The organism is Ruegeria sp. A4 (genome assembly GCF_056543025.1).
This window is the reverse complement of the sequence record NZ_JBQGAW010000001.1, coordinates 189,686-203,270: the sequence shown is the minus strand read 5'-3', so window position 1 is coordinate 203,270 and position 13,585 is coordinate 189,686. Positions and strand designations below refer to the sequence as shown.

The 13,585-nt window shown below is 59.5% G+C and carries 15 protein-coding genes; 8 read left to right on the top strand and 7 right to left on the bottom strand.

Annotation, left to right across the window (positions count from 1 at the left end; genetic code table 11):
* Window positions 1-114 precede the first annotated feature (114 nt).
* Window positions 115-903 (bottom strand): ribose-5-phosphate isomerase RpiA, encoded by a 789-nt coding sequence (rpiA, locus tag ACR0E2_RS01000; protein ID WP_171119560.1) that lies wholly within the window; start codon window positions 901-903, stop codon window positions 115-117.
* A 167-nt stretch (window positions 904-1,070) separates the two neighbouring features.
* Between rpiA and ACR0E2_RS00995 the strand changes: the two genes are divergently transcribed.
* From ACR0E2_RS00995 to ACR0E2_RS00980, 4 genes are read left to right on the top strand one after another with little or no spacing between them, the layout of a single operon-like run.
* Window positions 1,071-1,772, top strand: a complete 702-nt coding sequence (locus ACR0E2_RS00995; protein WP_480444773.1) for a glutathione S-transferase family protein — start codon at window positions 1,071-1,073, stop codon at window positions 1,770-1,772.
* Between the two features lies 1 nt (window position 1,773).
* The gene (locus tag ACR0E2_RS00990) at window positions 1,774-3,147 is read left to right on the top strand and encodes an L-serine ammonia-lyase (protein ID WP_171170577.1); all 1,374 of its coding nucleotides are present in this window, start codon (window positions 1,774-1,776) and stop codon (window positions 3,145-3,147) included.
* Between the two features lie 23 nt (window positions 3,148-3,170).
* Window positions 3,171-3,587 carry a GFA family protein gene (locus ACR0E2_RS00985; RefSeq protein ID WP_480444771.1) on the top strand — a complete coding sequence of 139 codons (417 nt, stop codon included), beginning with the start codon at window positions 3,171-3,173 and terminating at the stop codon, window positions 3,585-3,587.
* 45 nt (window positions 3,588-3,632) lie between these two features.
* The gene (locus tag ACR0E2_RS00980) at window positions 3,633-4,547 is read left to right on the top strand and encodes a DMT family transporter (RefSeq protein WP_171231882.1); all 915 of its coding nucleotides are present in this window, start codon (window positions 3,633-3,635) and stop codon (window positions 4,545-4,547) included.
* Here ACR0E2_RS00980 and ACR0E2_RS00975 read toward each other — a convergent pair.
* The gene (locus ACR0E2_RS00975; protein ID WP_171231883.1) at window positions 4,492-5,199 is read right to left on the bottom strand and encodes a thiamine diphosphokinase; all 708 of its coding nucleotides are present in this window, start codon (window positions 5,197-5,199) and stop codon (window positions 4,492-4,494) included. The genes ACR0E2_RS00980 and ACR0E2_RS00975 overlap by 56 nt on opposite strands.
* A gap of 123 nt (window positions 5,200-5,322) precedes the next feature.
* Between ACR0E2_RS00975 and ACR0E2_RS00970 the strand changes: the two genes are divergently transcribed.
* A complete protein-coding gene (locus tag ACR0E2_RS00970; RefSeq protein ID WP_480444769.1) occupies window positions 5,323-7,023 on the top strand; it encodes a hypothetical protein in 1,701 nt (566 codons plus the stop codon).
* 149 nt (window positions 7,024-7,172) lie between these two features.
* Here the strand turns inward: ACR0E2_RS00970 and ACR0E2_RS00965 are convergent, their stop codons facing one another.
* The 5 genes from ACR0E2_RS00965 to nthA form a co-directional block, all read right to left on the bottom strand.
* Window positions 7,173-7,409 (bottom strand): DUF2842 domain-containing protein, encoded by a 237-nt coding sequence (locus ACR0E2_RS00965; RefSeq protein WP_171228487.1) that lies wholly within the window; start codon window positions 7,407-7,409, stop codon window positions 7,173-7,175.
* Entirely contained in the window at window positions 7,409-8,704 is a 1,296-nt protein-coding gene (locus ACR0E2_RS00960; protein ID WP_152457579.1) for an adenylosuccinate synthase, read from the bottom strand. The genes ACR0E2_RS00965 and ACR0E2_RS00960 overlap by 1 nt, the downstream gene beginning before the upstream one ends.
* A 223-nt stretch (window positions 8,705-8,927) precedes the next feature.
* Window positions 8,928-9,257, bottom strand: coding sequence for a nitrile hydratase accessory protein (locus tag ACR0E2_RS00955; protein WP_480444767.1), 330 nt, complete (start codon window positions 9,255-9,257; stop codon window positions 8,928-8,930).
* Window positions 9,254-9,931: a nitrile hydratase subunit beta gene (nthB, locus tag ACR0E2_RS00950; protein WP_480444765.1), complete on the bottom strand. Its 678-nt coding sequence runs from the start codon at window positions 9,929-9,931 to the stop codon at window positions 9,254-9,256. The genes ACR0E2_RS00955 and nthB overlap by 4 nt, the downstream gene beginning before the upstream one ends.
* On the bottom strand, window positions 9,928-10,542 hold the full coding sequence (gene nthA, locus ACR0E2_RS00945) for a nitrile hydratase subunit alpha (protein ID WP_480444763.1): 615 nt from the start codon (window positions 10,540-10,542) through the stop codon (window positions 9,928-9,930). Before nthA ends, nthB begins: the two co-directional genes overlap by 4 nt.
* Window positions 10,543-10,693: 151 nt before the next feature.
* Between nthA and secG the strand changes: the two genes are divergently transcribed.
* The 3 genes from secG to ACR0E2_RS00930 all read left to right on the top strand — a co-directional run bounded on the left by secG (window position 10,694) and on the right by ACR0E2_RS00930 (window position 13,468).
* Entirely contained in the window at window positions 10,694-11,059 is a 366-nt protein-coding gene (gene secG / locus ACR0E2_RS00940; RefSeq protein WP_152457575.1) for a preprotein translocase subunit SecG, read from the top strand.
* A gap of 160 nt (window positions 11,060-11,219) precedes the next feature.
* Complete coding sequence (locus ACR0E2_RS00935) at window positions 11,220-12,863, top strand: CTP synthase (protein ID WP_152457574.1); 1,644 nt, start codon at window positions 11,220-11,222, stop codon at window positions 12,861-12,863.
* A 122-nt stretch (window positions 12,864-12,985) separates the two neighbouring features.
* Window positions 12,986-13,468, top strand: coding sequence for a bacterioferritin (locus ACR0E2_RS00930; protein WP_152457573.1), 483 nt, complete (start codon window positions 12,986-12,988; stop codon window positions 13,466-13,468).
* Window positions 13,469-13,585 lie beyond the last annotated feature (117 nt).

The window sequence follows — 13,585 nt, the reverse complement described above, 5'->3', positions numbered from 1 at the left end:
CGTTCAACTTGCAAAAATCCTCTGGATATCTGGGCGCGAAAACCCCGGTGCCAACCCCCGGGCGTGGAATTTTCGATCTTTTGCCGACGCTTGTCCGATTGGCTTGCATAAAACTCAGTCCGTTTGGTCGGAAAACAGGTTTTCCCGGGATCCGCTCAGCAGCTGATCCAGTTCCAGGGTGCCCGCGTTGATATCCCGCAGTTCGACCCGCCCGTCGCCGTGGCCGATGATAACCTTGTCACAGATATCGATGAACAGGCCGTTTTCCACCACGCCGGGAACCTGGTTGAGGATCAGGGCCATCTGACGGGGATTGCCGATGCGTTGCAGGTGCAGGTCCAGAATGTGGTTGCCCTCATCCGTCACGAACGGGGCCGCGCCATTCATACGCAGCGCCGACGAGGTTCCAAGTACATCCATCGCGTCCAGCGCTTCTTCGATCAGTGTTCGCGTGGTTTGCCAGCCAAATGGAACAACCTCGACCGGCAAGGGGAAAGCACCCAGCGTTTCCACCTCTTTCCCGGCATCTGCGATGACAACCATCTGATCGCTGGCCGTGGCAACGATCTTTTCCTGCAAATGCGCGCCGCCGCCGCCCTTGATCAGGTTCAGGTCGGCGTCGAATTCATCCGCGCCGTCGATGGTCATGTCCAGCCACCCGGCCTGATCCAGAGAAATGACTTCGATCCCGACTTCGCGTGCCAGCTGCGCGGTGCGGGTGGAGGTGGGAACGCCCTTGATCCGCAGACCTTCGTCCTGCACCCGTTCGCCCAAACGACGGACCAGCCAGGCCGCAGTGGATCCCGTTCCAAGACCCACGCGCATGCCGTCCTCGACCATCTCGGCGGCACGACATGCGGCCACGTATTTTGCGGTGTCGATGGGCGACAGTTCTCCGGTCATGGCAGCTTTCCCAGTTTGGCCTGCCGGAGTTATAGGGAATGCGCCGCGCGACTGCGACCACAATTTGCGGTTCGGCAAGCGTAAAGATGCCTGAAGACTGCGCGTTTCCTATCGGAAACGTCGCAATCATGTCTTACGCTCTCATCTTTGTCATATAGATTGCCCGCATGTTGACCCGATACCGCCTGCACTACGCCCCTGACAACGCCTCGCTGGTGATCCGGCTGGTGCTGGAAGAAATGGGTGTGCCCTATGAAACTGTGCTGGTCGATCGCCGTCGCAACGAACAGGACAGCGCGGCGTACAGGGCATTGAACCCCAACGGGCTGATCCCGGTGCTTGAAACTCCGCAAGGGCCGATCTTTGAAACGGCGGCAATCCTGCTGTGGCTGTCCGAGCGCCACGGGCAACTGGCCCCGGCGGCAGGCGCCCACGAACGCGCAGAGTTTTTGAAATGGCTGTTCTTTGCGTCCAACACGCTGCACGCCGATCTGCGCATTCTGTTCTATGCCGAGAAATACATCACCCCACCACAGGCTGATACCCTGCGCGCAGGCATCAGACCCCGTTTGAAGCAGCACCTGCAACCGCTGGACGCGCTGGCAAAACGCGCGCCAGCCTGGTTCTGCGCGGAATGCCCATCGGTTTTGACCTATTATGTCGCCTGCATGATGCGTTGGATGGCCTTGTATCCGGCCGATGCAGATCGCAGCTGGTATGCGCTGGCTGACACCCCGGCCCTGCAAACCATCCTGGCACAGCTCGAGACACGCCCCGCCACCCACACGGCCATCGCGGCCGAGGGTCTGGGCCCCGCACCCTACACCTCTCCTATTTACGCCAACCCCTTAGAAGGCTCAGCTACCTGACATGTTCCTCTCTGTCTTCGATATGTTCAAAGTGGGCATCGGCCCGTCCTCCTCGCACACCATGGGCCCCATGGTGGCGGCGGCGCGCTTTCTGGATATGATGCGTGCTTCACCCTTTGAATTTGCAGGTCTGAAGGGCTCGCTGCATGGCTCGCTCGCCTTTACCGGAGTCGGCCATGCGACCGACCGGGCGACCATACTGGGCCTGGCCGGCTTTGTTCCGGATACCTATGACAACGACAAGGCCGAGGCCGCATTGGCGGATATCGCCAAGACGCACACGGTTACGCCCGACGGCCTGCCGACGCTTCAGTTCGATCCCAATACAGACCTGATTTTCGACTATGACACCAACCTGCCGGGACACGCCAACGGGATGATCCTGATGGCTACGGACGCGCAGGGGGACGTGATCCTGCGCCAGGTGTTCTATTCCATCGGTGGCGGTTTTGTCCTGACCGAAGAAGAACTGGCCGAAGGTAAGGCAACGGATGAAGGCGCACCGGTGCCGTTCCCGTTCAAGTCCGCGGCTGAAATGCTAGAGATGGCCAAATCCAGCGGCAAAACCATCGCCGAGATGAAGCGCGCCAATGAGATTGCGCGCGGCTGCGCCGACAGTTTCGCCAAAGGATGCGCCCGTCTGTGGGACGTCATGAATGCCTGTATCGAACGCGGTTTGACGACCGACGGCATTCTGCCCGGCGGGCTGAAAGTGCGACGCAGGGCAAAGGGTATCTATGACGCGCTGATGGCCGAACGCGGCATGAACCTGACCGCGCCGCACACGATCAACGACTGGATGAGTGTCTACGCCATGGCGGTCAACGAAGAAAACGCCGCCGGTGGGCAAGTCGTAACGGCACCGACCAACGGGGCGGCGGGCGTTCTTCCTGCGGTGCTGCGCTATTACCTGGACCACGTTCCTGGTGCCTCGGAGAGCCATATCGAAGATTTTCTTCTGACCGCGGCCGCGATTGGCGGGCTGGTCAAATACAATGCGTCCATCTCGGGGGCCGAAGCGGGGTGTCAGGCCGAGGTCGGCAGCGCATCAGCCATGGCCGCGGCGGGGCTCTGCGCCGTGATGGGCGGTACGCCCGAACAGGTTGAAAACGCCGCCGAGATCGCGTTGGAGCATCATCTGGGCATGACCTGCGATCCCGTCGCCGGGTTGGTTCAGGTGCCCTGCATCGAACGCAACGGGCTGGGGGCCATCAAGGCCGTGTCCGCCGCGTCTTTGTCCCTTCGCGGGGATGGCGAGCATTTCGTGCCGCTGGATGCGGTGATCGAGACGATGCGTCAGACCGGTCATGACATGCACGAAAAATACAAGGAAACCTCGCTTGGTGGATTGGCCGTGAACGTGCCAAACTGCTGAGATCGCAACAAATGGGGGTCGAAATGCGTGGACATTGCCTGTGCGGCAACATCAAGTACGAAATCGACCCTCCTGCCCTGTCGTGCGTCACCTGTCATTGCGACAGCTGCCGACGCCAATGCGCCGCGCCGATGACAACCTATTTCGCGGTTCGTGACGGTCAGTGGCGCTGGATCGGGGAAGAGCCGAAACGCTTCAACTCTTCGCCCGGAGTCGAGCGCAGCTTTTGCCCGGATTGCGGCACGCCAATCTCGTTCCGCTCGGCCAAAATGTCGGATGTGCTGCATCTTTACGTCGCCACTTTGGAGAACCCCGAAGCAATGCAGCCCACATTGCACGTGGCTCATGAAGAAAGGCTGAGCTGGCTGCATCTGGATGACAACCTGCCCACCTGCACCGGGCCGGATTACACAAAGGTTCAACCCCTGCCCGAGGCCTGACATTCGACCTTTCCACTGCGCCGCGAAGCAGATAGCGTCGCGCGCATGACTCAGGATCGTCCCGTCTTTGGCATCTTTTTGATGCTCGGTTTTTGCGTGCTTGCACCCTTGGGGGATGCGATGGCAAAGCTGTTGGGCGAAACGACACCGTTGGGTTTGCTGGTTGCAGCCCGGTTCGCGGTGCAAGCGCTGATTCTTATCCCGTTGGTGATGATAACAGGCCGGCCCTGGCGGATGCACGGGCGTATCCTGCGCCTGACAGTCATCCGCACGCTGTTGCACATCATCGGCATAACCGCGATGTTCAGTGCGTTGCAGTTCCTGCCCCTGGCTGATGCCATCGCCATTGCATTTGTCATGCCGTTCATCATGTTGCTGCTGGGCAGATACGTTCTGGGCGAAGAGGTCGGCGCGCGGCGCCTGGTGGCCTGCATCGTCGGTTTCATCGGCACACTCCTGGTCATACAGCCCAGCTTTGCCGAGGTGGGCTTACCTGCCCTGCTGCCGTTGATCGTTGCCGTGGTCTTCGCCCTGTTCATGCTGGTCACGCGGCAAATCGCCAAGGAAACTGATCCGATTTCCTTGCAGGCGGTGTCTGGTGTCATGGCAACTGTGGGGCTGGTTCCTGTCCTTGTGATCGGAACATCGCTTGGTATCTGGAACCTGTCAGCCGCCTTGCCCGCCCCCGACATGTTTTGGCTGCTGATCGCGATAGGAGTTTTGGGAACTGTCGCACATCTGCTGATGACATGGTCGCTGCGCTATGCACCTTCGGCCACGCTGGCCCCGATGCAATATCTGGAAATCCCTGTGGCGACCCTGATTGGCTGGGCCATCTTCAGCGACCTGCCGGACGGGCTGGCGGCGGTTGGGATCATGATCACGGTCGCCGCCGGTTTGTACGTTATTCTTCGCGAACGGGCCACCGCTCGCTCTGCCCCGACAGAAACACCTGCATAAGCGGATCGAGTGCGGCGCGGGGAACCATCACCAACAGGCCGGGCCCATCCATCTGCAATTCAACATCCGACAGTGCGCGATTGGAGGTGCCCACCTGGTCGTCCGGTTGCAACCGCAGGCCGTCGATGGGCCATTCCAGCCCGGTGCTGCGCCCGGTCACAGGGCACATTGGAAACAGCGACACCACATCCCCCGGCAAGACCGGCAGCCGGATTTGGCGAGGCGCGTGAAACACCACCTCATGCGCACCCAGCAGAATGCAGGCCTGTTCCTGACGTTTGACCAGCACGTTCAGAACGGCAAGCTGATGATCAAGCCGTCCGCCCAGAAAACCGGCCCCCAAAACCAGTGGAGCCTGCACATTACGCAAGGCCTTGTCGAAATCGGTGCTGTCCTGTTCACGAATGGCAAAAAGCCGGTCAGACGGGATATTGGCTTTCGTTGCTTTGTCCAGCGAATCGAAGTCCCCGATGACCGCATCCGGAATCCGGCCTGATTCTGTCAGAACTGCCGCTCCACCATCAGCTGCAACGACAGAAGTGACGCGGTTCAGCACCAAATTCAGGTCCTCGGAACCAATAAAACCACCCCCAAACAGCCCGATTGGATCGGCAGAGCGTACAATTGGTTCATTTTTCCAAAGATTGGCCATTTTTCCCGGATTTGGACACATTAAGACCACAAAATGATAGGTTCATGCATAAAGTTCAGAGCCTTCGTGTGCTCCCGATTCCGGGTAAGTGGGCTCTCGTAGTTTGTAAAGGACGTGCGTCTGATGGTACAGAATAACAAGGTATTGACCGTTTCATATGGAACCTTCTCCTGCACTTTGGAAGGATTCGACGATTCCTTTGAAACGATGAAAGCCATTGCCGAATATTTCCGCGATCTTGCTGCAGATGATCGTTACTTCGGCTCAGAGCCTCCACAACCAGACGCCGAAATGCTGACCCGTATCGCACGCCGCGACGCATCGCAACGCGTCGAAGCCAGCCAAAACGAATCCGGGCTTCTGCTGCGTGCCGCTCCAAACACCGAAGCCCCGGCACCGGTCGCTTCTGACGCACCGGTCCCGCACGCGCAAAATGCAGATGCCATGACCACTCCCCCTCCCACATATACCCAACCAAACCCGGGGCAGACCGCGTTCACGGACGCGGAGGCCGTCGACGTCACCACATCTCCGCCGGCCGACAGCATTGCCGCAAAACTGCAACGCATCCGGGCCGTTGTTTCCCATTCGGACGTCCCCCCTACTGCTTATTCCGAAGACGAGGAATCTTCGCTGCTGGCCAACACCGCCCCTCCGGTGGACGCCGTGGCCGCCGCGTTCGAAGCAGGTGCTCTCAATGCGGATGACTTTGCTGAACCTGCTGAGCCCGAGGCCGCAGAAATCGAGGATCTGCAAGCGCTTGACGCGGAAGACGTACAAGACGACGCGCCGGCAGTATCTGAACACCAGGCCTTCGAATCCGCCGCGCCGAGTATCGAGAACGATTCCGAACAGCAGGTGCAATTGACCCCCGACCACCTGCGAGATGAAGAAATCGAGGTCGCAACGGACGACGCGCAGCTTCCTGCTGAGCCCCTGTTCTCGGATCTGGAAGAGGATACCGACGAGGAAATCGACGAAGAAGATGTTCCAAACATCCTCAACGTCGAAGACGTGGCGATCGAATCCGAAGATGAAGCAGATGACGAGCCGCAAGACGATCAGGCGCAAGGAGTATTGTCGGAAGAGGACGAAATTCAGCTGCTGTCCGAGATTTCCGAAATCGAAAAAGACATGGCAGGCCGTTCAGGCCAAAAACTGACGGATGACGCCGATCCTGATCAGGATATCTCGCGACTGATGGCCAAAACCGGTGAACATATGGAGGATCCCTCCAGCAGCGACGCGCGAGAAACCTATTCGCACCTTCGCACCGCCGTTGCCGCGACCGAGGCCGACCGTGATGACCAACCGGCCCCGAAAACCTCGCCTGTTGATGAGTATCGCGTTGATCTTGCGTCAGCGGTCAGCCCGCGCCGCCCCGAAGTGAACGTGACCAGCATACGCCCGGAGGCAGATACTCCGGCTCCGTTGAAGCTGGTTGCTGAGCAGCGCGTGGACGATCAAAGCGAATCCAATGGCCCCGTGATGCCGCGTCGCGTGACCACTCAGGTGGAAGAAACCGGGTCGGAAGAAGGCGGTTTTGCGCAATTCGCACAGGATCAGGGTGCACAGTCGCTTCAGGACCTGCTTGAAGCGGCCGCAGCCTATCTGTCTTTCATTGAAGGACAGCAACAATTCTCGCGCCCGCAACTGATGAACAAAGTCCGTTCTTTGAAGCAGGATGAGTTCAATCGCGAAGAAAGCCTGCGTTCCTTCGGACAGCTGCTGCGCGATGGAAAAATCGAAAAAGCCGGTGGCGGCCGTTTTGCGGCCTCTGACCTGATCGGCTTCCGTCCTAATAATGAGCGCGCAGTAGGCTGACTGCCGCGCCAATTGACAAAAAGGGCCGGGTAAACCCCGGCCCTTTTGCTATGGCGCGCCCAGAGACAAACGCACGTTGTTAAACAAGACACAGCGTTGCCCATTGTACCGGGCCCGACCAGCCGCCTTGGTCCGAGCAATGGCCCGGCTCAGGATTGATCTGGGTCCTCTTTGCCAACGCCGCGAAAAACGAACTTGAACGGCAGGGCCCAAAGAATGCCCAGAACGATATAGACCAGAAGTTCCACCCATATTGGGGGGCGCTCCAGCCAGTTCAGAACCGTCACCACCGCCACAATGTAAAGTGGCAGGCCGATCACAAGAATAACCAACGACCAACGCCGGCGCGCCTTATAGCTCAGACCTGTTTTCTGCTCTTTGTTCATCAATCTGCAAACGGGTCGGTCACCAGAATGGTGTCGTCCCGCTCCGGGCTGGTGGACAAAAGGGCCACAGGGCATTCGATCAGCTCTTCCACCCGGCGCACATACTTGATTGCGTTCGCGGGCAAATCGGCCCAGCTGCGCGCGCCTTCAGTGGATTCGCTCCAGCCCGGCATTTCTTCGTAGATCGGGGTGCAGCGCGCCTGCTGTTCTGCGGCAGTCGGCAGATAGTCGAGGCGCTCGCCGTCCAGTTCATAGCCTGTGCAGATCTTCAGGGTTTCAAACCCATCCAGAACGTCCAGTTTTGTCAACGAGATACCGTTCACGCCACTGGTCGCGCAGGTCTGACGGACCAGGCACGCATCGAACCAGCCACAGCGGCGCTTTCGACCTGTCGTCGTTCCGAACTCATGCCCGCGTTCCCCAAGGCGCTGACCATCCGCATCCTCAAGTTCTGTCGGGAATGGGCCTTCGCCGACACGGGTGGTGTAGGCTTTGACAATCCCCAGCACAAAGTCGATCGATCCCGGTCCAATCCCCACCCCGGTCGCGGCCTGACCTGCGATCACGTTGGACGAGGTCACGAATGGATAGGTGCCGAAATCGATGTCAAGCAGAGCGCCTTGCGCCCCTTCGAACAGGATGCGTTTACCCGCTTTGCGCTTTTCGTTCAGCACTTTCCACACAGGCGCAGCAAATGGCAGAATCTCTTGCGCGATCTCTTTCAATTGGGCGATCAGCGCGTCGCGGTCGACCGGCTCGATTCCCAGACCCTTGCGCAGCGGGTCATGGTGCTGCAAAGCACGGTCCACCCGAGCCTCGAGCGTGGCCTCATCCGCCAGATCCGCGACGCGAACGGAACGGCGCCCGACCTTGTCTTCATACGCGGGTCCAATCCCACGACCTGTAGTGCCGATCTTGGTTCCCTTGCTGGCCGCCTGTTCGCGCGCACGATCCAACTCGCCGTGGATCGGCAGGATCAACGGGGTGTTCTCGGCAATCATCAGCGTATCGGGGGTGATTTCCACACCTTGTGCCTGGATGGTCGCGATTTCCTTGACCAGATGCCAGGGGTCCAACACCACGCCGTTGCCGATGACGCTCAGCTTACCGCCGCGCACGACACCGGACGGCAGAGCGTGCAGCTTGTAAACTTCGCCATCAATCACCAGCGTATGTCCGGCATTATGCCCGCCCTGAAAACGCGCGATCACGTCCGCCCGTTCGCTGAGCCAGTCGACGATCTTGCCTTTTCCTTCGTCACCCCACTGGGCGCCGACAACAACCACGTTGGCCATATCCGGTCCTTTTGCGCTGAGTTATCAAACCCGGCTCATATAGCGGGGCGCAAACGGCAGGGAAACCGATATTTCGCCGCAGATGAAAATCGCGCGAACGCGCGATGCCTCCGGCGGGGATATTTATGGCCAGATGAAAAGCGGTCCCCTGCTTCATCTGGCTGAAAATATCCCGGGGGAGCCGCACGGAACGGGCGGCGGGGGCAGAGCCCCCTGCCCGGCATCAACGCAGATGCACCGGTTGCCCATGAGGTGTCGTCAGATAAGCCTCTTCCCAGGACTGACGTAGCCCTTTTACCTCCTGTGGCGGCGCGACGCCCTGCTCGGCCAGCAACCCCTCGAGCGTTTCCAGCCATGCATGGAAATAGTCGTCGCCGCCGTCCAGCTCTCGCGCGAGCCCGTGGCGTTTCAACGTGCTCGAGAACCGTGCCGCCCAATCGGACCAATCGAACCGCCCCGCCTCGTTCAGGGCAACGGTGACGGCAAAGACCTGAGCGTGCCAGGGTTCGGCAAACACCGGTTCTGGGGCTGAATGCTCGTTGCAGCCGCTCATGCCGGTTCCAGATAACTTTGCCATAGGTCCAGTACCACTTCGTCATCCGGATGCTCCGGGCTGGTCCAAAGTTCCGAAGCGGGGAAGACCACGGCATAGATCGGTTCGGGCGCTTCGCCCAGCCCATGAGCATTGGAATCGGGCAGGACATGGGTTCCGTGCAGGCGCAGTATTCGACCCCTGGCACCGGACGCATAATTCGGCAGGCGTGTGTGCCCGCCATCCACAATGCGATTTCCCGCCGGACGGGTCGTGACCACTTGTTGACCGACGGAAAACTGTACCGCCACGTTCGAAGGTCTGTCCGCTGGTCCACCTTTGGCCAGGGCGGCTGACACGGCGTCCGCCTTGAGCATCCGTTCCGCCAACGGATGCGGCCCATCCTCTCCGCCGCTGCGCAGGTCATCCAGAGAAAGAACGCCGCGTTCAACCAACAGGTCAGCCAGGCCCGAAATCCATTTCTCGTAATATGAAAACCGGGCATAGTCCTTTGGCGACAACCGTTCCCTTGCGTGGCGGGATACGTCGATATTCCACTGCCCCAGAAAGCCGGATGCAAGTGTCACCGCCAGCGCCCGTGCGTGCCAGTCTTCGGCAAAAACCGGCCCATCCTCGGCCTCGGGATTTATCGGACCATCTCCAAAGCGGCCGCCCATATCGTGAACGCGGGTCATGAAGGGGCCTTCGGCAGGCCCGTGCCGATCATGCTGTCACGTGTCACAAGTGCGGCAAGCGCCTCCTCACTCATCCCATCAGTTCCATCAGGACGCATCGGCAGAACGAGATAGCGAACCTCGGCCGTCGAATCCCAGACCCGCACCGAAGTGTCTTCAGGCAGGGTGAGGCCGAATTCGGCCAGTACCTTGCGGGGTTCACGCACCGCTCGGGCACGGTAGGCATCAGATTTGTACCAGCCCGGCGGGATACCCAACAACGGCCAAGGATAGCAGCTGCACAAGGTGCAGACGACCATGTTGTGCCGGGTTGGCGTGTTCTCGACAACAACCATGTGTTCACCCTGGCGACCATAATAACCAAGATCCGCGACCATCGAGGTGGCGTCTTCCAGCAGAGCGGCCTTGAAAGCTGGGTCGCGCCAGGCTTTGGCAACCACCCGCGCACCGTTCTGCGGGCCAATCTTGTTCTGATAGGTGTCGATGATTTCGTCCAGAGCCGCCGGGTCGATCAGGCCCTTGCGGGTCAGAATCGTTTCCAGCGCTTTGACGCGCAGCGCGGGTTCGGGCGGCAAAAGGGCGTGCGGGTGGTCGTGGTCGTCATGAGGCATGGGCCGCAGCCTGCGTCACGCATCGGCGTTCTGTCCAGTCCCTTTGACGTGATATGACATATCACGTGCGGTGATGCGAACTCGTGACTTGCCCCCGCTGGTAAACTTGCATAGATACCACGCGATACACGCCACGCTGTACAGGAACACCATGGAAAACGTCGTTCTCATCATCCACCTTCTCTTGGCCCTAGGCTTGATTGCCGTTGTTCTGATGCAGCGGTCCGAAGGCGGTGGCCTTGGCATGGGTGGCGGTGGTGGCGGAGCCATGACAGGCCGTGCAGCAGCGACCGCTTTGGGCAAACTGACCTGGATCCTTGCCGCTTGCTTCATCGTGACCTCGATCACGCTGACCATTCTGGCGGCGCAGAAATCTTCGGGCAGCTCGGTGATCGACCGTTTGGGCGTGCCGGCTCCGGCTTCAAGCGAAGAAAGTACTCCGGCAATTCCGTCGGCGGATGACCTTCTGCCGCCTGCACAGGGCGACAACGCGCCACTGATCCCGCAGGCCGACTGACCTACAAAACCTAGAAACATGGAAGAGGACTGCAACAGCATCTTGCGGTTCTCTTGCGCTTTTGGCGCGAATCCTTTATACGTGAAGTCCCGTGATGCAGCGGTTTTTCGAAACCGTCGGGCAGCTGATAATGACGTCTCACGGGAGCAGCCGAAAAACTATGGCGCGTTTTATATTCATCACTGGTGGTGTGGTTTCGTCCTTGGGCAAAGGACTGGCTTCGGCGGCGTTGGGCGCCTTGTTGCAGGCCCGGGGGTACTCGGTACGGCTGCGCAAGCTGGACCCCTATCTGAACGTGGATCCGGGGACGATGTCGCCGTTTGAGCACGGCGAAGTGTTCGTCACCGATGATGGGGCCGAAACCGATCTGGACCTGGGCCATTACGAACGGTTCACCGGAGTGGCCGCGCGCAAGACCGACTCGGTCAGTTCGGGGCGGATCTATTCCAACGTGCTCGAAAAGGAACGCCGCGGGGATTATCTGGGTAAGACCATTCAGGTGATCCCGCACGTCACCAACGAGATCAAGGATTTCATCGCCATCGGCGAGGATGAGGTTGATTTCATGCTGTGCGAAATTGGTGGCACCGTGGGCGATATCGAGGGTCTACCGTTTTTCGAGGCGATCCGCCAGTTCAGTCAGGACAAGCCGCGCGGGCAGTGCATTTTCATGCACCTGACGCTGCTGCCTTATATCAAGGCCTCGGGCGAGCTGAAAACCAAACCGACTCAGCACTCGGTGAAGGAACTGCGCTCGATCGGTCTGGCGCCCGATATTCTGGTCTGCCGCTCGGAAGGGCCGATCCCGACCAAAGAGCGCGAGAAACTGGCGCTGTTCTGCAACGTGCGCCCCGACAGTGTGATCGCAGCGCAGGACCTGAGCACCATCTATGACGCGCCGCTGGCCTATCACCGCGAAGGTCTGGATCAGGCCGTTCTGGACGCGTTCCAGATCAGCCCTGCACCCAAACCCGATCTGGCAAAATGGGAAGACGTCAGCGACCGCATCCACAATGCCGAGGGCGAAGTGAAGGTCGCCATCGTAGGCAAGTATACACAGCTTGAAGACGCCTATAAATCGATTGCCGAGGCGCTGACCCATGGCGGCATGGCCAACCGGGTCAAGGTCAAGGTCGAATGGGTTGACGCCGAGGTGTTCGACAACGAAGACGTCGCACCCTATCTTGAAGGTTTCCACGCGATCCTCGTCCCCGGAGGCTTTGGCGAACGTGGCACAGAGGGCAAAATCAAGGCCGCGCAATATGCGCGCGAGCACAAAGTCCCCTATCTGGGCATCTGCCTTGGGATGCAGATGGCCGTGATCGAGGCCGCCCGAAATGCGGCTGGCATCAAGGAAGCTGGTTCGGAAGAATTCGACCACGAAGCCGGGAAGAAACGTTTTGAACCTGTCGTGTACCATCTGAAGGAATGGGTGCAGGGCAATCACAAGGTCGAACGCAAGGTCGGCGACGACAAGGGCGGCACCATGCGTCTGGGTGCTTACAATGCGGTGCTGGCAGAGGGATCGAAAGTCGCTGAAGTTTATGGCGGCACACAGATCGAAGAGCGCCACCGTCACCGCTATGAAGTGGACATCAAGTACCGCGAGCAGCTTGAAAAGGCCGGGCTCAATTTCTCGGGCATGTCGCCGGACGGACGCCTGCCCGAGATCGTGGAATGGTCGGATCACCCATGGTTCATCGGCGTGCAGTACCACCCGGAACTGAAGTCCAAACCGTTCGATCCGCATCCCCTGTTCCGCGATTTCGTGCGCGCTGCGAAAGACACCTCGCGCCTGGTCTGACCCTGGGCTGTGTCGGACTGTCACCCCGCGTTGTTTTGTGCGGGCTGATCTCTTAACTGTATGTGCAAGCAGAATTTCTGCTTCGCAGGCTCAATGCCGTTCAGAGTTTCAGGAGATTTCCGATGAGCAACGCAACAACGATTACCAACCTCCAGCAAGCGCTTCATATGGAGCTGACGGCGGCGCACCAGTATCAGCTGCATGCCCATGTGCTGGAGGATTGGGGGCTGGACATCCTTGCCGAAAAAATGCGCGCTGAAATGCAGGAAGAATTGGGTCACTCCGACGCGTTCATCGAGCGTATCCTGTTTCTTGGCGGCGTGCCCGAGCTTGCGTTTCAGAAAAGTCCAGTTGCCGCGGGGTCTCTGGAAGACATGTTTGCCGCGGACCTGAAGGATGAAACCGAGGCGGTCGACTTCTATACCAAGGCCGCGTTGCAGGCCGCCGAGGTCGGCGACGTTGGGTCAAGGACCCTGTTCGAACGCATCTTGCTGGAAGAAGAAGGCCACAAGGACTGGCTGGACACTCAGCTGAACCTGTTGAAGCGTTTGGGTGAGGCCAACTTCAGCGCAAAATTCGTATCCGGCGCGGCAGAAGAAGCCTGAGGCACGCACCGCCGCTTGCCCATGCACCAGCATGGCCCGGACCATCTTGCCATGGACCGGGCCATGCGGCTTCCGTCACTTCAATGTGACGCTGCCGAGCAAAATATCTCTACTCGG